This is a genomic window from Methyloversatilis sp., from assembly GCF_965284615.1.
Classification (GTDB): Bacteria; Pseudomonadota; Gammaproteobacteria; order Burkholderiales; family Rhodocyclaceae; genus Methyloversatilis.
In genome coordinates, this window is record NZ_OZ260098.1 from 886,891 (window position 1) to 905,798 (window position 18,908).

The 18,908-nt window shown below is 68.0% G+C and carries 15 protein-coding genes; 2 read left to right on the forward strand and 13 right to left on the reverse strand.

Annotation, left to right across the window (positions count from 1 at the left end; all coding sequences use genetic code 11):
* Positions 1–48: 48 nt before the first annotated feature.
* Complete coding sequence (locus tag ACQ66H_RS04335) at positions 49–1,539, reverse strand: DegQ family serine endoprotease (RefSeq protein ID WP_430432960.1); 1,491 nt, start codon at positions 1,537–1,539, stop codon at positions 49–51.
* A gap of 477 nt (positions 1,540–2,016) precedes the next feature.
* Here ACQ66H_RS04335 and folE point away from each other — a divergent pair, with 477 nt between their 5' ends.
* The gene (folE, locus tag ACQ66H_RS04340) at positions 2,017–2,628 is read left to right on the forward strand and encodes a GTP cyclohydrolase I FolE (protein WP_019919488.1); all 612 of its coding nucleotides are present in this window, start codon (positions 2,017–2,019) and stop codon (positions 2,626–2,628) included.
* A gap of 378 nt (positions 2,629–3,006) precedes the next feature.
* Entirely contained in the window at positions 3,007–4,143 is a 1,137-nt protein-coding gene (locus ACQ66H_RS04345) for a porin (RefSeq protein ID WP_430432961.1), read from the forward strand.
* Between the two features lie 356 nt (positions 4,144–4,499).
* On the opposite strand, the gene ACQ66H_RS04350 is transcribed toward ACQ66H_RS04345, so the two are convergent.
* From ACQ66H_RS04350 to ACQ66H_RS04405, 12 genes are all read right to left on the reverse strand, one after another.
* A complete protein-coding gene (locus tag ACQ66H_RS04350; protein WP_430432962.1) occupies positions 4,500–5,813 on the reverse strand; it encodes an adenylate/guanylate cyclase domain-containing protein in 1,314 nt (437 codons plus the stop codon).
* A 40-nt stretch (positions 5,814–5,853) separates the two neighbouring features.
* Positions 5,854–6,567: a type II secretion system protein gene (locus tag ACQ66H_RS04355; RefSeq protein ID WP_430432963.1), complete on the reverse strand. Its 714-nt coding sequence runs from the start codon at positions 6,565–6,567 to the stop codon at positions 5,854–5,856.
* Positions 6,564–7,463, reverse strand: a complete 900-nt coding sequence (locus tag ACQ66H_RS04360) for a hypothetical protein (protein WP_430432964.1) — start codon at positions 7,461–7,463, stop codon at positions 6,564–6,566. Before ACQ66H_RS04360 ends, ACQ66H_RS04355 begins: the two co-directional genes overlap by 4 nt.
* The gene (locus tag ACQ66H_RS04365) at positions 7,460–7,864 is read right to left on the reverse strand and encodes a hypothetical protein (RefSeq protein ID WP_430432965.1); all 405 of its coding nucleotides are present in this window, start codon (positions 7,862–7,864) and stop codon (positions 7,460–7,462) included. Before ACQ66H_RS04365 ends, ACQ66H_RS04360 begins: the two co-directional genes overlap by 4 nt.
* Positions 7,861–8,463, reverse strand: coding sequence for a hypothetical protein (locus ACQ66H_RS04370; RefSeq protein WP_430432966.1), 603 nt, complete (start codon positions 8,461–8,463; stop codon positions 7,861–7,863). Before ACQ66H_RS04370 ends, ACQ66H_RS04365 begins: the two co-directional genes overlap by 4 nt.
* Entirely contained in the window at positions 8,460–9,983 is a 1,524-nt protein-coding gene (locus ACQ66H_RS04375) for a hypothetical protein (RefSeq protein WP_430432967.1), read from the reverse strand. The genes ACQ66H_RS04370 and ACQ66H_RS04375 overlap by 4 nt, the downstream gene beginning before the upstream one ends.
* Positions 9,983–11,185: a type II secretion system F family protein gene (locus tag ACQ66H_RS04380; RefSeq protein ID WP_430432968.1), complete on the reverse strand. Its 1,203-nt coding sequence runs from the start codon at positions 11,183–11,185 to the stop codon at positions 9,983–9,985. Before ACQ66H_RS04380 ends, ACQ66H_RS04375 begins: the two co-directional genes overlap by 1 nt.
* Before the next feature lie 4 nt (positions 11,186–11,189).
* Positions 11,190–12,926: a GspE/PulE family protein gene (locus ACQ66H_RS04385; protein WP_430432969.1), complete on the reverse strand. Its 1,737-nt coding sequence runs from the start codon at positions 12,924–12,926 to the stop codon at positions 11,190–11,192.
* Between the two features lie 4 nt (positions 12,927–12,930).
* Positions 12,931–14,172 (reverse strand): tetratricopeptide repeat protein, encoded by a 1,242-nt coding sequence (locus tag ACQ66H_RS04390; protein WP_430432970.1) that lies wholly within the window; start codon positions 14,170–14,172, stop codon positions 12,931–12,933.
* Entirely contained in the window at positions 14,169–15,947 is a 1,779-nt protein-coding gene (locus ACQ66H_RS04395) for a type II secretion system protein GspD (protein WP_430432971.1), read from the reverse strand. The genes ACQ66H_RS04390 and ACQ66H_RS04395 overlap by 4 nt, the downstream gene beginning before the upstream one ends.
* Positions 15,948–16,055: 108 nt before the next feature.
* Positions 16,056–17,432, reverse strand: a complete 1,377-nt coding sequence (locus tag ACQ66H_RS04400) for an ExeA family protein (protein ID WP_430432972.1) — start codon at positions 17,430–17,432, stop codon at positions 16,056–16,058.
* 1 nt (position 17,433) lies between these two features.
* Positions 17,434–18,858: a sigma-54-dependent transcriptional regulator gene (locus ACQ66H_RS04405; protein WP_430432973.1), complete on the reverse strand. Its 1,425-nt coding sequence runs from the start codon at positions 18,856–18,858 to the stop codon at positions 17,434–17,436.
* Positions 18,859–18,908 lie beyond the last annotated feature (50 nt).

The window sequence follows — 18,908 nt, forward strand, 5'->3', positions numbered from 1 at the left end:
GAACCCCCGCTCCGGCCCCGGTTCGGCCGCGATGTCAGAGTTGGCGAATCAGCCCACCCGGATAGGCACGAACAGCCGGTTGTCGCCGCGCTGGATCAGCAGGGCGATGCGACCCTTAGCCTTTTCCACCAGCTTTGCCAGTTCTTCCGCGCTGCCGACCGGCTGACCATTTACTGCAAGGATGGCGTCGCCCGGCTGGATGCCGGCCTGTGCGGCTGCACCGCCCGCGTCGGCCACGACCAGGCCGCGAGTGACGCCCAGTTGCTGCGATTCCGCACCGGTCAGCGGACGCACGGCGAGGCCGAGCCGGTCGCGGACCGGTCCGCTGTCGCGGCCACCTTCGTCGAGCGCCGCGACCTCGCTGTCGCTCTGTTCGCCCAGCGTCGCGCTCAGGTCGCGCTCTGCGCCCTGGCGCCACACCTTCATCTTCACCGTCTTCCCCGGCGCCAGATTGCCGATCACTTTCGGCAGATCGAAGGAATCGGACACGGCGCGGCCATCGACCGACAGGATCACGTCGCCGGCTTGCAGGCCAGCCTTGTCGGCCGGACCGCCCTGTTCGACATTGGCGACCAGTGCGCCGCGCGCGCGGTCGAGGCCGAAGCTGTCGGCCAGTTCGCGCGTGATCGGCTGGATGCTGACGCCGAGACGGGCGTGTTTGGCGCGTCCGTACTGCTTGATCTGATCGGCCACCCGCATCGCCACGTCGATCGGAATGGCGAAGGACAGACCCATGAAGCCGCCGGTGCGCGAGTAGATCTGCGAATTGATGCCGATCACCTCGCCGTTGAGGTTGAACAGCGGACCGCCGGAATTGCCCGGGTTGATCGCCACGTCGGTCTGGATGAAGGGCACCAGCGATTCGTCCGGCAGCGCGCGCGACTTGGCGCTGACGATGCCGGCCGTCACCGTGTTCTCGAAGCCGAAGGGTGCGCCGATGGCCGCCACCCACTCGCCGACGCGGGTGGTGTCGGCATTACCCAGTTTCACCGCCGGCAGGTTTTTCGCCTCGATCTTGATCAGCGCGACGTCGGTGCGCTTGTCGCTGCCGATCACCTTGGCCTTGTACTCGCGCTTGTCGGTGAACTTGACCGTCACCTCGGCGGCATCGGCCACCACGTGCGCATTGGTCAGGATGTAGCCGTCCGGGCTGATGACGAAACCGGAGCCGATGCCGCGCGGTGCAGGGCCCTCGCCGCCGCGCTGCGGGTTCTGCGGCACCGGGATGCCGAAGCGGCGGAAGAACTCGAACATCGGGTCATTCGGATTGACAGCAACGCGCGAAGGCTTGCCGATCACGCTGATGTTCACCACGGACGGCGAGGTCTGTTCGACCAGCGTGCTGAAATCCGGCAGACCGGCAACCAGGGGCGCCGTCGTCGGCGCGGTGATCGGCGCCGCCTGTGCAATCTGCACCGGCTTCGACTGCGGTGCCGCTTCGGCGTGGCGCATCCAGTCAACCGTCGTCGCCGTGGCGCCCAGCCCGAAGGCGGTCGCGGTCAGCGCGGCGAGTGCGGTACGAGACAGCTTGATCTTCATCGAATGTCCTCTCCTGACGTGTGTTTGTGCGCCTGACAACCTGTCCGGAACGAGTCGGCGCAACTTGTGGGCGAACGATGGAGCGGGCCCGCTGGCGGGCTGTTCCGGCGGCTTGCATCCGGAAACAATCGTCAAGCCGCGGCCGAGGGTCTGTTGAAATTGAATCGCCAGCCGCGCGCAAATCCCGATGCGTCCGGATCAAGGCGGGCCGACTCCGGCTGACTGGCCGTCGGGCCAGGAGGCCCAAAGCGGAGCCGGGCGTATCGGGACTCGCGCGCTGCAAAAGCGGTTCGCGATTCAAGGTCAACAGACCCTACCGCTGTTCAATCTGGGGAGCAAAAACGCCATATCAAGGGTCACAGAGTGCTCAAACCTCTTGAAAACCCGGACTTGCACCGCCACCATGACTGGTCCGGGTCGCCGAAGGCGGGCACGAGCCGGCCGCCGATCCACCATATATATAAGTACAGGAAGAACATGAAGAGCACTGACACCGGTCGTCCGACCCGCGAAGAAGCCGAAGCGGCCGTCCGCACCCTGATCCGCTGGACCGGCGACGACCCGACGCGCGAAGGCCTGATCGACACGCCCAAGCGCGTGGTCAAGTCCTACGAGGAATTCTTCGCCGGCTACGCCGAAGATCCGCGCGAAATCCTGTCCCGCACCTTCGAGGAAGTCGAGGGTTACGACGAGGTGATCGCGCTGACCGGCATCCGCTTTGAAAGCCACTGCGAACACCACATGGTGCCCATCATCGGCACCGCGCACGTCGCCTATCTGCCGGATCGCCGCGTGGTCGGCATTTCCAAGCTGGCGAGACTGGTCGAGGTGTTCGCCAAGCGCCTGCAGATCCAGGAGAAGATGACGGTGCAGGTGGCCGACACGCTGTACGAGGTGCTGCAGCCGCGCGGCGTGGCGGTCGTGATCGAGGCTGCGCACGAATGCATGACCACGCGCGGCGTGCACAAGCCGGGCGTGGCCATGGTCACCAGCCGCATGCTTGGCCTGTTCCGAGACGACGCACGCACCCGCCGCGAGTTCTTCGACCTGATCGGCCGCTCCGGTGGCAGCGGCAGCTGCGGCGTCTGAATTCGCGCAGGGGTCCGTCTGGCGGACACAAGAAGCCCGGGTGCTGATCGGCTCGGGCTTTTTTGTGTCCGTGCTCCGCAGGAGGCGATCGACAACAGGGCTTCAATGTCGCGGGGTACGTCGAGTGACGCGGTGCGCGATGTGCTGCGCAGCACTTGCTCCGCTGCCTCGGCGCAAATTGGCCCTGTTGCGCAAAAACCACAAGACTTGATCCAGGGGCATACGTAATTCAACGCATGGCTTGCGGCCGACTTTACTGCTTCGGTACAGTCCGCCACACCTTCTGAAGCTCCGAAGGTGTGTAGCCCGGCAGTGCAGCGGTCGCGAGGCCGAATACGATCCGGGCACCCACTATCATCGCAAGAGGAGATTTGCGTAATGTCCAAGAAACTGCTTGCCGCTGCCATCGCCGCAGCGCTCGCCCCGGCCGCCGTCATGGCCGAAGCTTCCAACGTGACCATCTACGGTCGCATCGACTACGGTTTCATGTCCCGCGGTGGTGACAGCGGTGGCCTGTCGCAAGCCGGTCGCACTGGCCGTCTGAACGACTTCGAAGACGGTATCCTCGGCACCAACCGTTTCGGTTTCAAGGGTTCGGAAGATCTGGGCAACGGCCTGAAGGCCATCTACGAATTCGAATTCGGCTTCTCGGGTGACAGCGGCACCTCGTTCGGTTCCACGACCAACCGTCACAGCTGGGTTGGCCTGACCGGCGCCTTCGGTACCGCCCTCGGCGGCCGCGTTGATGGCGCTCGTTACTCCTTCGTCGGCAAGTACGATCCGTTCAAGAACCAGACCGTCGCTAACGCCGGCTCGCTGTTCGGTGTGACCTCGGGCCTCGGCCAGGCTGACCGTGCTGACAACGCCGTTGTGTACATCACCCCGGAACTGGCCCCCGGCCTGAAGTTCCTCGGCGCTTACACGACGTCGCTGCTGTCGGAAGCCGGTTCCGGTGCAATCGCCGGCCAGGATGTCGAAACGGGTGACACCCCGCTGTATGCGATCGCCGCCATGTACGACAATGGCCCGATCAGCCTGCTGCTCGACTACGAAAACCTGCAGATCAAGCGCGTTGGCGCTGGCGGCAGCGATCTCGAGTTCGACCTGTGGGTTGCTGGTGCGAGCTACGACTTCGGCGTGGTCAAGCTGTCGGCTTACTACGAAAGCACCGAAGGTGACGACACCGCCTCGAAGGCTGTCTCGAACGGCGACGGCTGGCTGATCGGTCTGTCGGCTCCGGTGACCTCGAACATCACCCTGAAGGCTTCGTACGTCAAGGCCAACGACGATCGCGCTGATGACAGCGATTGCTCGAAGTGGGGCATCGGTGGCGAATACGCCTTCTCGAAGCGCACCACCGCGTACGCAACCTACGCCAAGATCAACAACGACGATCTGGCTCGTTGCGGCATCTCGAAGAACGCTGCCGGCGGCAATGGCACGGGTTCGGGCGGTTCGAACGGCACGGGCTACGGCGACTCCGGCTTCAACATCGGTCTCGCTCACACCTTCTAATCGGTTTCCGATCAGAAAGTCGTGCTCAAACGGGCGCCTTCGGGCGCCCGTTTTTCGTTAACCCTTGGCATCGACCTGATTAAATCGGTGTTCGGGACCGCCGCGTGCCGGAGATCAGCTCGCTGCCTGGACGTGCAGTGGCGCTGCAGGAGGGGGCTCAGTTCCTGAGTACGAAGGCCGACGACACGTTCGGCGCCCGTTCCCACGCAGGTGTCCCATCGCCACGCTGCTCACCAGTCCGCTGGACCGCGAAGAGGCCTGCGTGAGCGCTCTGGGTCTCGGCAGGGCGTTTGCAGGCGGTCAGCTTCTGACGTGAGGCGGCGTCGCGAACAAGCGTGTCTTCACAGAATCCATGCTCACCCTGCGTCGAGCAGGATGTCCACGCTGTCCGTCCTTAACTCGGCGCTGTCCTCCTTGCGCCCGATCAGCCGATACACCACGGTGTCGCCCTTGCCTTTCAGGTAGAGCGTCTGCGGTTCGTGGAAGTCGTAGCGGCTGCGCAGCCTGAGATAGGTCGCGGTATCGACCTGCACCATGCCGGGCACACCTTCGGTGGTGATGCGGCTGGCAAGATTGACCGTGTCGCCCCACAGGTCGTAGATGAATTTCTTCTTGCCGACCACGCCGGCGACGACCGGGCCGGTGCCTATGCCTATGCGCAGATCAAGCAGTACGCCGGTACCGGTGGTCTGGTTACGCAGCCAGTCGCGCATCTCCAGTGCCAGATCGGCGATGGCGGCGGTGTAGTCGGCATTGCCGGAGTTCAGGCCGCCGGCCACCATATAGGCGTCGCCGATGGTCTTGATCTTCTCCAGACCGCGCGCTTCGGCCTGTTCGTCGAAGCGGGAGAACACGCGGTTCAGCATCGAGAAAACCTGCGATGGCGTCATGCCGGCGGCCACCTGGGTGAAGTTCACGATGTCGGCGAACATGACGCTGACGTCGGCGAAGCCGTCAGCGATGTTTTTTTCGTTCTGCTTCAGCCGCTGCGCGACCGGGCCTGGAAGGACGTTCAGCAGCAGTCGCTCCGAGCGTTCCTGCTCCTGTTCCAGCAGCGTGTGCGCTTCGGCCAGCCGGCGCGCGATGATCTGTTTCTGTTCGATGGCGAAGCGCAGCAGCATGAACACGATGCTGGAGACAGCAAGGAAGTTCAGCGCGAAGAACACGACGCTGGTTTCCACCGGCACCAGCGCGTTGCGGTAAGTCGCGGCGTCGGCGAGGTAGTAGTCGAAGAAGCCGGTCAGCGCGACCAGGAAGGCGTAGGCGAAGAACCAGGCCAGCGCCTCGCGCGCGCCGATGCACAGGATGGCACCGATCGGTGCCAGCAGCCCCCACAGCAGAATGCCGCTGGCGGTGATGAAGTTGCCGATCGCCCATTGCGCAACGAAAGGCGCGAACAGGAAAAGTCCGAGCTGCGTGTTGCGGAACAGCCGGAAATTGCCGCCATACAGGAAGAGGGCGAGGTTGCCCGCCAGCAGCAGCTGATAGGCGAAGGGCAGTGTGGCCGACAGCCGCGGCCCGAGACTCCAGTAGACCGCCAGCCACAGCGTCGAGGCGACGCAGACCAGGCCGGTCGCCAGCACCAGCAGCGACTTGTTCAGACGCTCGTCGGCGCTGTCCGTCGGCAGGATGCCGCCACGACGCAGGCGCGTGAAGAAGCCGGTGCTCATCGCTCGGACCTGTGAAGATCTGTCATTGTTGAGAGGCGGGTCACGGCAGTTGCCCGGAACTGATCATGCGGCCGAACAGCACGTAGCGCGATTCCCACAGCACCAGGTCGTCGAACTCGCCGCCGACCGCGTCCGCGCTGCTGCTGCCCTCCCGCGCATACAGCGTCTGGTCGGCGTCATTTGCGGGTTGGGAGCTGTTCGCGTCTTCGTCAATGTTGCTCGTCGAATCGTCGGCGATCAGTGTGCCAACCGCAGTCGTCGCGCCGCGGCCGTTCTCGCCATGCGACCACAGCGCGTAGGCGACCGCCGTCTGGGTGACGATTTCGGACGGTGTTCCGGCCGCGTCGCGCGCGATGATCTTTATGCTGCCGATGTCACTGAGCGCGATGCGCCCGGCCGGGCTTTTCACCATTCCGGACGATACGACGTAGCCGAGCCGGTTGCCCCAGCCGTCGAGTCCGCGTACGCCCAGTGTTGTCCACGGCAGCAGGCCGCGCCGGCTCGCGCAACTGCCGCCCGCGCGGCTCTGTTCGGTGCCGTCGGCAGCCGACACGGCGGGGCAGGGCAGCGAGCGGTTGGCGACCGCGTAGGCGGTGACCGCCTCGCGTGCCTCGCGCAGTGCGTCCTGCGTTTCGGCGATGCGCGCGCGCAGCATGGCCATCTGCAGCGTACCGATCGCGCCGACGCTGAGCAGCGCGATGATGGTCAGCGCCACCGCGATCTCGACCAGCGTGAATCCGCGTTCTGTTTTCATGTTCCGCCGCACGGGCTGGCGCACGCCGGGAAGACGCCGAGCGCGCGCGACACGCTGCCGCCGTCGGCCAGCGCGATGCGTCCACTGGTGGCGGTGACGCACACCTGGGTACACCACAGGTTCTGCGTCCACCAGGCATGGGGAGGCGTGCCGCCTGAGAGCTGGATGTCGCCGAGTACGCGCGCGCCAGCGGTCGCAAAAAGGCGCGGCGTGTCCATGCCGAGCACGCTGTCGTTGAAGCCGTCGCCGGCGAGCAGCGTCACCGCATTCAGCCCGCTGCTGTGCGGGTGAGGCGTGCCGCCGACCTCGACATCCTCCAGGAACTGCGCGAGCTCGCCGCTGCGGCAGCCGGACAGACCGCTGACCGCGCCGCGCTGCTGGCCAGGCAGCGGCAGCCCAGGCGCAAAGATGACCGCCGCCAACTGGCGACCGGTGGTGCCTTCGGCGTTCACTTCGATGATCTCGCCCGGTGTGGCCGGATTCAGTGCCGGTTTGTCGGCCGACGTGCCGCGCTCGCTGGTCTGGATGTTGTTGCTGTAGCGCGGACTGCGGGCGTACCAGAGACATTCCCCGGCGCCGTCGAGCAGCGGGCCCAGGCCCAGCGTGCGCCAGGGCAGGCGGCCGATGTGCGCGCTGCAGTTGAGGTCCGATACGCCGTCGTTGTCGAGATCGGGGCAGGGCAGGGCGCCTGGCGAATTGTCGTGGCTGCCGGCTGCATTGCCGAGCGCGCCGTAGGCGATCAGCGCCTCGCGCGCCCGCGCCAGCGCGCGCTCGGTGGCCAGCGCCGCTTCGGCGCCAGGCGGCGCCGACAGTGCGCGCGCCAGCGTGGCCATCGCCAGCAGGCCGAGCAGACCGACTGCGATCAGCAATGCGCTGCCGCGCTGACGACGCCTCATCGCGTGCGCCCCGGGCGGATGTCGATGGCGGCACCGGAGGGTGCGGCTGCGCCGGCCTCGTCCACCGTCGCCTGCTCGCCCGGACGCAGACGCAGCGGGCGGCCATCGGCACCCTTCAGTTGCAGGGTGGCGCCGACGGTACGGGCCGGCAGCGCCGACAGCGTCTCGCCATCGGCCGGAACGCCATTGACGAACCAGGTCGGCGGGCCGGACGAACGGGTGACGACGCCGTCGTGGCGCACCGTGCCGACCTGACGCGGTGCGGTGTTGTCGACCGGCTGATCGCGACGGGCGTCCAGCCGGGCCCGTTCCTCGTCGCTGAAGAACAGCCTGCCCAGCGGCTGCGCCGCAGCGGCGCCGCAGAGCGCGACGAGCAGCAGAGCAAGTGCGTGCCGCTTCACGAGCCGGCTCCCTGGCGTGGCCGGAAGGTGATCCAGTCGAGCAGGCAATCGGCCACCAGCTGTTCCGCGTCACTGGCGACGGCGGCGCGCGTGACGCTGCATTCGCGTACGCGAACGACGGCCGACGCGTTGAATGCGAGGTCGTCGAGCAGGGCGATCAGCTGACCTTCGTGCAGCAGCGGCATGCGGATGCGCAGCGTGCTGCCGGCGGCTTCAAGCTGATCGGCATCCGGCGGCGCGATCAGGGGATCGAGCGGACGCTGCGGCGAGAACTCGTAGTTGACGGCACCGAGGTGGTGTCGTGCGCGCGCGTCGCGTATCAGTTCCACCCAGGCCAGTCGCCGCTCCGTACCGACCGCACCACGCTCGACCAGATGGCGGAAGCGGTCGATCTTGGCGGCGATTTCCGCTTCTTCGGCGCGCGCGCCGGCGAGCGCGCGCTGCGCCTCGGTACGCGCGGCAAGGGCGCGCTCGTGTGCCTGCCGCACGTCGCCGGCGAGCCGGGTGCTGGCCCATACTGCTGCCGCGCCGGCCAAGGCCATCGCCAGCGCCAGCAGTGCGCTGGCGCCCGCCTTGCGCAGATCGTTCAGCCGCATCATGGTGCCAGGCCCCTGCTGATGCGTAGCGAGAACGGTGGCGCATTGCCGGCGTCGGTCCGTTCGGTGCGGGTGCCACCGCGCAATACCTGGCCGGATTCGAGATCGAAGGGCTGGCGCAGCACCTGGACGTCCAGTCCGGGGCGCACGCGTAACTGGCCGGCCAGCGCGTTGACCACCTCCAGTGCGCGCCGCTGCTGCACACCGAATTCCTCCGGCAGATGGGCGTGCACGATCAGTTCGGCGCGCATCGGCGGCAGCGCAGCGGTGTTCCCGTTCGCCGGGTCGGCGGCGAGTCGCCATTCGAGCTTGTCCACCGTCACCTGCGGCAGCTGTTCGAGTACCGCCCCCAGCTCACGCATCAGGCCGTCCGGCATCGCGCTGCGCTGTTCGATCTGCAGGCTGCGCTCATGCACGACGCGCAGGGTGTCCAGCGGTACCGGCGTCGGCGGCAGCCGGCGGATGATCTCGGCGCGCGCACGCTGCGCGCGCTGCGCGTCGTCGTTCAGGCGCAGCGTGTCCTGTCGCATCTCGAAGCTGTCGAGTGCGCTGTGTGCCGAGAACAGCAGACAGGCCGCCAGCGCCACGCTGCCGGCGGCGCGCAGCGCGAAGCGGGTAAGCCAGAGGCGGTGGAAGCGACGTTCGGCCGACGGCGCGAACTGTTCCGCGGGGGGGCTGCGCATCAGCGCCTGCACGAACAGCGTCTCGCTGTTCATGTCCTGCGGCGGCGGACGCAGGCCCAGGCGGGCAGCCGCCTGTTCGCTGTCTATCAGTTCGAACTGCAGCGTGTCGTTCGACCGGCAGGCGAGCGCGAAGTCGTCCATGTTTGCCGGCGGTACCAGCACGCGCACGGTCAGCGGCGTGTTGCGGGCGATCAGGCGCTGGCCGAGCAGATATGGATGCAGCCGTCGCGCCTCTTCGGCGCAGGCGCGCGGCAGGTCGTTGCTGGACAGCGCGCTCAGCGGCGTGAGGCGCGAGAAGCGCAGCCGGCCACCCTCGAAGAAACTCTGCCGCACGCCGGCCGCGCTGATGCCCAGCAGCAGGGTCTGGCCTTCGGTCAGGCGCAGCCGTTCGAGTATCGGTTCACTGACCAGCGGCACGCTGTGGATGCCGCTCAGTGCCGCTTCCGCACCGCGCAGCGCCGCCAGCCAGGGCTCCAGGTGAGCGGGGCGGGTGAGCGCGCAGAACAGCATCTGCTCGTCGCGGCGACCGCTGCGCAGCCGGCCGAGCGAATGCGCGCAGGTGAAGGGGGTGCCGAAAAAATGCTGCGCCAGCTTGCGACGCAGCAGCGACACGCGGTCGCCGCCGCGGACGAAGGGCACGCTCTCGGCGACGAAAGCTTCGTCCACCAGATCGCACAGCAGCAGGAAAAGACTGTCGCGGCGCTGGCGCAGGAACTCGGCGAACTGCGCATGGCCTTCGGCGTCGTTGGCGAAGCGCCCGCGCAGCGTCACCTCGCCGGCCCGCCATCCCCAGGCGACCAGTTGCGTGGCGTCGAGATAGAGCACGTGGCGGCGAGGCATCAGATCTTCAGCCGGGTCAGCATGTCGTAAACCGGCCCCAGCACGGAGAAGGCGACGCCCATCAGCAGCAGGCCGAGCACCAGCGTCAGCGTCGGTTCCATCGCCGCCTGCGCGCGGGCGATCGACTCGCGCACGTCGCGCGTGTAGAAGTAGGACACTTCGCGCAGCGCGCGGTCGAGTGCGCCGGTGCTCTCACCGACGCGCAGCATGCGCACCACCAGCGGCGGAAACAGGCCCACGCTCTGGAAGGCGGCGGTGACGTTCTGGCCCTGGCCGATCAGCATGCCGGCACGCCGCAGCGAGTCGCGCACCGCCTCGTTGCCGACCACGTCCTCCGAGGTACGCACGGCGTCGATGATCGGGATGCCGGCGCCGTACATCATGGCGAACATGCTGGCGAAGCGCGACAGCACCACCTTGTGCAGGATGGGGCCGACCACCGGCAGATTGAGCTTGATCCAGTCCACCCGCTGGCGCAGCGCCGGGTTGAGTCGCAGCAGGGCCGCACTGCCGACGACCGCCAGCACGACGAGCAGGATGAGCGCCGGCCACCAGGCCTGCAGGAATTCCGACGTACCCATCAGGATGCGCGTCTGCAGTGGCAACTCGAGCCCGGTGTTGCGGAAGAAGCGCGCCAGATCGGGCACCACCACCAGCATCAGCACGCCGATCACGAACAGCAGGAAGGTGCCGACGATGGCCGGGTAGGTAAGCAGACGGCGGGTCTGCGACACCAGCTCGTCTTCCCACTTGAAAGCCTCGACCTGTTCGCGCAGCACTTCCGGCAGGTTGCCGGTCAGTTCGCCGGCGCGCACCAGCGCACAGAACACCTTGCTGAAGGCACCCGGATGCTCCGCCATGGCCTGCGACAGCGAACGCCCGCCCTCGATGCTCTCGACCAGCGAGGCGACGATTTCGCGCATTCGCGGGTGTTCGGTCGAGTCGCGCAGGTCGGTCAGTGCTTCGATCAGCGGCACGCCCGAGCGCACCAGCTGTTCGAGGTGAAAGCTGAAGTTGATCAGTTCGATGCGCGGCAGGCTGTGGCCGAACAGCGGCTGCGCGTGCTTCATCGGCTGGCCGTTCACGAAGTCGAGCTGCATGCGCTTCAGGCGCATTTCCAGATCGACCAGATTGGCGGCGTCCATGCGGCCGAACACCATGCGGCCCTGCGCGTTCATCGCTTTGTACGAGAAGATGGCCACCGCGCTACCTCGCGTACCAGTCCGGCCCGCCCTGGCTCATGCGCTCGGTCAGGTCAACCACGCGCGCCAGCTCTTCCAGCGAGGTCGAGCCGTCGAGTACGCGCCGCAGGCCGTCCTCGGCCAGCGTACGGAAACCCTTGGCACGTGCCGCGTTGCGCAGTTCGCGCGAGGTGGCGCGGCGGGCGACCAGCTCGTCGAGGTCGGAATCCATGCGCAGCAGTTCCATCACCGCCAGCCGGCCACGGTAGCCGGTGAATTCACAGGCCGGGCAGCCGACCGCATCGTGGATGTCCGGCGGATTGCCGTCACGCACACCGAGCAGATGCACTTCGTGCGGTTCGGCCGCGCGCGCACGGCGGCAATAGATGCACAGCCGGCGCAGCAGACGCTGCGCGATCACGCCGATGATGTTGCCGGCCATGATGTCCGGCAGGATGCCGATGTCGAGCAGGCGCGGAATGGCGCCCAGCGCCGAATTGGTGTGCAGCGTCGAATACACCTGGTGGCCGGTCATCGCGGCGCGGAAGGCCATGTCGGCAGTTTCGGCGTCGCGGATCTCGCCGACCAGGATGATGTCCGGGTCCTGCCGCATCATCGAGCGCACGCCGTTGGCGAAGTCCAGTTTCACCGATTCGGCGACCGAGGTCTGGCGGATCAGCGCCATCGGGTACTCGACCGGATCCTCCAGCGTCATGATGTTCACGCCTTCGGAATTGATGTGGTTCAGCACCGAGTAGAGCGTGGTGGTCTTGCCGCTGCCGGTCGGGCCGGTGGCGAGGATGATGCCTTCCGGTCGCGCGATCATCAGCTTCAGCTGGTCGAGCTGCGACTCGGCCAGACCGAGGCCATCGAGCGGCACGATGCCGCGCGCGCGGTCGAGGATGCGCAGCACGATGTTCTCGCCGTGCAGCGTCGGCTGCGACGACACGCGGAAGTCCACCGGCCGGCCGCTGATGGTGAGCGAAATGCGGCCGTCCTGGGGTGCGCGCATTTCGGCGATGTTCATGCCCGCCATCACCTTGATGCGCACCGCCATCGCCGGCCAGTAGGAGCGGTGCAGCGCGCGGATCTGCCGCAGCAGGCCGTCGATGCGGTAGCGGATGCGCAGGAAGCCGGCTTCCGGCTCGAAGTGGATGTCGGACGCCTCGCGCTTGACCGCGTCGGTCAGCAGCGCGTCGATCAGGCGCACCACCGGCTGGCTGTATTCGTCGGCCGAGGCGGCCAGAGCGCGGTAGTCGACCTCGCCGGTTTCCAGCTCGGTCAGGATGCCTTCGATCGACAGTTCGTGGCCGTAGGCCTGGTCGATCGCGTGCGCCAGTTCAGTTTCGCCGGCCAGCACGGTATCGAGGTCCATGCCTTCGGGCAGCAGCGCGCGCAGCTGGTCGAGGGCGACGATGTCGTTCACGTCGGACACTGCGACCGTCAGCCGGCGCGCGGTTGGCGCGTAATTCAGCGGCAGCAGCAGGTGGCGCTTGGCCAGCGCCTGCGGTACCAGGCGCAGCGCGTCGGCATCGACCAGCGCATGCGTCAGGTTGACCGTGCGCTTGCCCAGCGTGACGCCGAGCGCGTCGCGCAGCGTGGCTTCGCTGACGAAACCAAGCTGAACCAGCAGCCGGCCCATCGGAATGTTCTGCCGTTGCTGTTCCTGCAGCGCGATGCGCAGCTGGTCCTCGGACACCAATCCCTGCGCGAGCAGCATCTGGCCAAGCGGCTGACGTTGCGGTTTGACCGGGGCATTCATCGCGTCAGCGTGCCTCCAGCGACAGGATGCGCGCCGCCACCGTGTCGGCATCGAAGGCCGCGGCCTGCTGTGCGCGCAGCGACATCGCCTCGCGGTAGTACTGCAGTGCGAGGCGCGGCTGGCGCAGCTGGTCGAGGCTGACAGCGAGGTTGTAGGCGTGGTCGGGCTGCTCGGGCGCCAGCGTGTAGGCGTTGAAATAGGCCTGCTGTGCCTCGCGCCAGCGCGCCTGCGACGCGTACAGCGAACCGAGCGCGAAGGCGGCGGCGGCCGATTTCGGCTGGGCGGCCGCGATGTCGAGCAGGCGCGCTTCCTGGACCACCGGATCAACGTTGTCGCTGAGTGCGACGCGAGCGGCGGTGTCCGACGGATCGACTTCGGCGATGCGCCGCATCAGCTGGCGCACGCCAGCTTCGTCGCGCCGGTGCTGGGCCAGCGCGGCCAGGCCGTGCAGCGCGTCGGGGTTACGCGGATCAGCGCGCAGCGCGCGCTCGTAGGCGACGCGGGCGCGTTCGTACTCACCGGCCTGGAAGGCGGCGTAGCCGTCCGCGACGTCCTGAGGTACGGCGGGGGCGTTGCGGGTGATGCGGATCGGCGCGGCGGCTGGCGTGGGCGGGGGTGTCTCGACCGCCGGCGGGTTCGCCGTCAGCTGACCGGACAGGAAACGGGATGAATCCGGCACCGCCGGCGCGGTGAGCGCGGGTAGGGGAGGCGCCGGCCGGCCGGGGGCGGTCGGCTCGGCAGCCGGTACGGTAGCGGCCGGGGTAGCCACGGCCAACGGAGACTGTTCGACCGGAGGCTTGACCGCTTCGGCCATGGGCGTGTTGGCCGGGGCTGCGACCGGTGTCGCCGCGGGTATCGAAGGCGCGGACCGGCCGCTGTCCAGCGACGACAACTGCCAGGCGACCCAGCCGCCGACGCACAGCAACAGCAGCGCACCGCCGCCGAGCAGCCAGGCCAGGGGGGACGGGCGCGAAGTCGGCTTCTTCGCGTCGAACAGCAGGCGCGCCGCCTCGCTGCCCGGGCTGGCGGGTGGCGGAATGGACGGGGTAGGTTCCGGCACGTCGAGCCCGGCAAAGCGGGCGGCCTGAGCGATTTCGTCGTCGATCAGTTCGAGTTCGTGCGCCGGCGTGATGCGCGGGGCGACGGGTGCGGGCGGCGGCTCGGTGGCCGGCGTGTCGCCGCCGCCTTCATCGTCTCGACGCTTGGCTGCCTCGGCCTTCTTCAGTGCCTCCAGCAGCAGGCTCACGGTGCCGACTCCGTGGCCGGCCCTTTCGGCGGCTGCAGCGTCGGCGGCGGAAAGGACGGCGTCAGGAAGTCACGACCCGGCAGCGCGCTGCTCAGCGGCGCGTAGTCGCCGTCCAGGCTGGCGTTGACGATGACCACCGGGCGGATCAGCACCACCAGTTCGGTCTTGCGCGAGGTTTCATTGCGCGCCGACAGCAGCGGGCCGAGTATCGGCAGCACGGATACGCCCGGAATGCTGTCGCGACGGAAATTGATCTCGTCCTGCATCAGCCCGCCGAGCACGGCGGTTTCGCCGCTGGCCACGCGCATCACCGATTCGAGTTCGCGCGTCTGGATGACCGGCACCAGATTGGGTGCGCTGAGGTCGGGCGTCGGATCCTGCGCGTCGCCCACCTTGCGCGAGATCGTTGGCCGCACATTGAGCAGCACGAAGCCGTCGGCGCTGATCTGCGGCGTCACCGCCATCACCAGACCGACCGACACCGAGCGCGGCGTCGCGGTGAAACTGCGCACCGCCTGCGTGTTGGTGTTGGCGACGACGTCTGACTTGATTTCGAAGTAGACGATGTTGTTGACCACCTTGAGCAGCGCGGTCTGGTTGTTCAACACCGACAGTTTCGGGCTGGACAGCACCTTCACGTCGCCATAGGTTTCGAGCAGCTTGATGCTGTCCGACAGTTCGCGGTTGCGCCCGAGGCCAATGGCGAAGGGCTGATTGGTGGTGAAGTCGGTCGAGGTGGTGTTCAGCGACAGCGTGGCACCACCGCGCTTGCCGCCGCCGGCGAAGGCGGTCCAGTCTATGCCCTGCTGGTAGTTGTCGGTCAGCTGCACCTCGGCGATGGTTGCTTCGATCAGCACCTGACGGCGCGCGATGCGGGTCACCTGGGTGATGAACTCCTGCACCTTCTCGTGCTGGCGTGAGGTGGCGCGCACATTGATGACGCCGGTCTCGGGATTCAGGATGACGGCCGCCGCTTCGCGAAAGGTGGTCCGCCGCTCGGGCGGCGTCGACGTGCCCTCGGCACCGGCCACCGGAGCCACCGCCGCGTCGCTGCTCTCGGCCGGCAGGAGCTTGTCGGTCTCGCGCAGCAGGTCGCGGATATTGCGTTCCAGCGATTCCCAGAAGCGGTTCCGGGCAACGTTCTCGATGCGCGTGCTCGAACTGTTGCCCGCTGCCGTCGCCGCGGTGCCGGCCGCGCTGCCGCCGGTTGCGCCGCCGACCGCAGCCGACGTGGTCGAGGCGATCTGCGTGTTGATCGACACCGCGCCGGTCACGTCGCGCGACATGTTCACGTAGTTGACGCGGTAGCTGCGCAGGAAGGGTGCGTCCGGCATCACCACCAGATTCTGGCCGTCCAGCTCGAAGCGCATGTCAACCTGGTGGGCGATGCGCGTCAGCAGTTGCGGCAGCGTCTGGTCGATCGCGTTCAGCGTGACCGCACCCTCGATGCCCGGGTGGATGTCAACGTTGACCCGCGCGTCGCGCGCCAGCGCGAACAGCAGTTCTCGCACCGGTACCTGATTCACCACCACGCTGTAGGTTTCGGTCTTGTGTCGCGGTTGCGGCTGCGGTGGCGCGAGCGGCCGGGTGACCGGCGGCGGGATGTCGTCGGCCGGTCGCGCCGTGGGCTTGTCGGCCAGCACGTGGGCGGTTGACGGAGGTTGTGGCGTGTGAACGGCGCAGCCGGCCAGCAGCGCCATCAGGGCGCCGAGCAGAGCAGTGCGGCAGGGGCGGGAGGGCCGTCCGGCCCGGGTGTCGGCAGGTGCAGCACGCATCGATGCGGTCATGGTCGCGGTGGCGGACGGGGTTCGGAAAAGGATGGTACGCGCAATCATTGGCGGATCAAGATGATGCGCGGGCCATCGTACACGATAATTCCATTGTCATTGATCGTCGGCGCGCAGGCTGCGCAGCTGGCGTACGACGGGCCGCGTGCCGCGTATCCATTCGGGCATCGCCTCGACCGCCTGCTGTGCGCTGCGCAGATCGGCAAAATCGCCGTAGATCACCGCCAGCTGCGTGTCACCCGCGGTGTCCGTGCGGTAGGCGCGCAGCTGCTGCGCATCGAGCGCGCGGCCGGCGCGACGGACGTAGTCGAGCACGTGGTCGGCACGACCGGCGGGGACCGACATCAGCTGCACGAACCAGCGCTCGCCCGGCGCCGTCGTGGACCAGGCCCGGCTCGCCGCCAGCAGCGCCTCCAGCGGATCGGCACGGATCGGAGCGGGGGGCGTGACCGGCTCTTCTGCGCTCGCGGGCGGTTCGGCCGGGGCGGGTGCCGCCGCCGGTCGCTGCGCCGCGACCACCTCTGCGCGGGCGGCCACTGCGTCGGCGAGCGGCGGCTCGGCTACCCGATCGCTGCGGCCGAGCAGGTAGCCGGCGCCGAGCAGCGCGATTGCGCCCAGCAGCAGCAGCGCGTTGCGTGCTGCCGTGCGCGGCGGCGGCAGGTCGGCGCGCGTCTGCGTGTCGGCAGCCGCGCGCTGCGCGTCGGCCAGCGTCACCGCGTGTGCGTTGCGGGCGAACGCGGCCAGCAAGGACTTGTCGGCAAGCACGTTGATGCGCCGGGTGAGGCCGCCGGAGTCGCGCGCGATACGCGCCGTCGCCGCCCGCTCGAACACCGCCGGGCCGCGATAGCCGGCCGCGCGCATGCGGAAATCGATATAGGTCGCGACGTCGTCCGGCGCCAGCGGGTCGAGCCGGAAGTGCTGCGTGATGCGGTCCTTCAGCTGGCGCATGTCCGGCCGGTCGAGCAGGGCGTCGAGTTCCGGCTGGCCGAACAGCGCGATCTTGATCAGCTTGTGGCGCTCGGATTCGAGATTGGACAGCAGGCGGATCTGTTCCAGCGTATCGGCCGGCATCGCGTGCGCCTCGTCAATCAGCAGCACGATCTGCCGACCCGCCGAGAACTCGGCGACCAGCGCCTGCTGTACCGCGCGCAGCATCCGGTGAGCACTGTCGCCCGCGTTGTCGGCGCAGCCCAGCTCGTCGGCCAGCACGGCCAGCAGCTCGCCGCGGTTCATCAGCGGATCGGCCAGATAGATCGCGCGCAGGTGAGGCGGCAGTCTGCCGATCAGCACGCGCGCCAGCATGGTCTTGCCGGTACCGACCTCGCCGCTCACCTTGACCAGGCCCTCTTCGCGGCCGAGCGCGTAGACCAGCGCGTCGAGCAGCGCGCTGCGGTTGGCGCCGCCGAAGAAGAAGTCGGCGTGCGGAGTGATCAGGAAGGGCGCTTCGCGCAGGCCGAAGTGGTCGAGATACATGTCAGCCCTGCCCGCCGGCGTCGCCGTCCGGCGCCTCCATCCGGTGGTACAGCGTGGTGCGGGCGATGCCGAGCAGGCGCGCCGCCGCGCTGACGTTGCCGCGCGCAAGGCGCATGGCTGCGTCGATGTATGCGGATTCCCATTCGCGCAGCTTGGCGTCGAGGCGGAAGCCTCCGGCGCGCAGTTCGGCGGTGGCGATGTCGATCAGGTCGCGGTCCTCTCCCGCAGCCGCGCCGCTGCGTATGGTCGGATCGAACTCGGCGAGCAAGGCGTCGCGCCCGACCTCCTGCCCCGGGTACTTGGTGGCGAGACGGATGACGATGTTGCGCAGTTCGCGCACATTGCCGGGAAATCCATAGTCCAGCCAGGCGGTGCGCGCCGCGACGTCGAGCGTGAAGGGCGGGCGGGCGAGCTGGGCGCAGAACTGGCTGCGGAAGTGGTCGAGCAGGCGCAGGCAGTCGTCGCCCATGTCGCGCAGCGGCGGCAGTGAAATGGTGAAGACGCTGAGCCGGTGGTAAAGATCCGAGCGGAAGCGGCCGGCGCGCACTTCGGCGCCGAGGTCCCGGTTGGTGGCGGCGACGATGCGCGCGTTCGACCGCCGCAACTGGGTTTCGCCGACGCGCTGGAACTCGCCGTTCTCGAGCACGCGCAGCAGCTTGGCCTGCAGGTCCAGCGGCAGTTCGCCGATCTCATCGAGGAAAAGCGTGCCGGCGGCGGCTTCCTCAAAATACCCCGCGCGCGCCGACTGCGCGCCGGTGAACGCGCCGCGGGCGTGACCGAACAGCGTGGGTTCGACCAGACTGGGCGAGATGGCGGCGCAGTTCAGTGCCAGGAAGGGGCGGTCGCTGCCGCCGACGGCGTGCAGGCGGTTGGCCACGATGTCCTTGCCGGTGCCGGATTCGCCCTCGATCAGCACCGGGTAGGGCAGGCGTGCGTACTGTTCGATCTGCGCGCGCAGGCGTTCCACCTGTGCGCTGACGCCGATCAGGGCCGGCAGCGCCGGCGCGTCCTCTTCGTGGCAAGTCCGGGCCAACTGGCGCAGCAACGCATTGAGCGCCTGCGGCTGCGCCGGTTTGGCGACGAATTCGGTGGCGCCGAGCGCGCGAGCGTGGCGCGCGACATTCTCCTCGCCCTGGCCCGACAGCACGACGATGCGCGTGTCCGGCGAATGCGCCAGCAGGTCCGCGATCAGCGCGTAGCCTTCATCGGGACGATGCGGGTTGGGCGGCAGGCCGAGATCGATCAGCGCCAGCGCAGGCGGACTCGCCTGCTCGCGCAGCCAATTGATGGCGGCGCTGCGCGACGCGTGGCTGACCACGTCGAAATCCGCTTCGAGCAGGAAAGACAGCGAGTCGGCAATCAGCGGATCGTCGTCAACGATGAGCAGTCCGGGGCGGCTCGCAGGGGATCGGGCTGAATTCGGCATGTGTGCCGGTCATCATAGCGCAGCGCGCAGCGGTGGATTCCGCCCGGCGG

What these genes read in the sequence shown, in the direction of transcription:
- ACQ66H_RS04335 (WP_430432960.1), bottom strand. Translation starts at nt 1,539, where the DNA reads ATGAAGATCAAGCTGTCTCGTACCGCACTCGCCGCGCTGACCGCGACC.
- folE (WP_019919488.1), top strand. Translation starts at nt 2,017, where the DNA reads ATGAAGAGCACTGACACCGGTCGTCCGACCCGCGAAGAAGCCGAAGCG.
- ACQ66H_RS04345 (WP_430432961.1), top strand. Translation starts at nt 3,007, where the DNA reads ATGTCCAAGAAACTGCTTGCCGCTGCCATCGCCGCAGCGCTCGCCCCG.
- ACQ66H_RS04350 (WP_430432962.1), bottom strand. Translation starts at nt 5,813, where the DNA reads ATGAGCACCGGCTTCTTCACGCGCCTGCGTCGTGGCGGCATCCTGCCG.
- ACQ66H_RS04355 (WP_430432963.1), bottom strand. Translation starts at nt 6,567, where the DNA reads ATGAAAACAGAACGCGGATTCACGCTGGTCGAGATCGCGGTGGCGCTG.
- ACQ66H_RS04360 (WP_430432964.1), bottom strand. Translation starts at nt 7,463, where the DNA reads ATGAGGCGTCGTCAGCGCGGCAGCGCATTGCTGATCGCAGTCGGTCTG.
- ACQ66H_RS04370 (WP_430432966.1), bottom strand. Translation starts at nt 8,463, where the DNA reads ATGATGCGGCTGAACGATCTGCGCAAGGCGGGCGCCAGCGCACTGCTG.
- ACQ66H_RS04375 (WP_430432967.1), bottom strand. Translation starts at nt 9,983, where the DNA reads ATGCCTCGCCGCCACGTGCTCTATCTCGACGCCACGCAACTGGTCGCC.
- ACQ66H_RS04385 (WP_430432969.1), bottom strand. Translation starts at nt 12,926, where the DNA reads ATGAATGCCCCGGTCAAACCGCAACGTCAGCCGCTTGGCCAGATGCTG.
- ACQ66H_RS04395 (WP_430432971.1), bottom strand. Translation starts at nt 15,947, where the DNA reads ATGCGTGCTGCACCTGCCGACACCCGGGCCGGACGGCCCTCCCGCCCC.
- ACQ66H_RS04400 (WP_430432972.1), bottom strand. Translation starts at nt 17,432, where the DNA reads ATGTATCTCGACCACTTCGGCCTGCGCGAAGCGCCCTTCCTGATCACT.
- ACQ66H_RS04405 (WP_430432973.1), bottom strand. Translation starts at nt 18,858, where the DNA reads ATGCCGAATTCAGCCCGATCCCCTGCGAGCCGCCCCGGACTGCTCATC.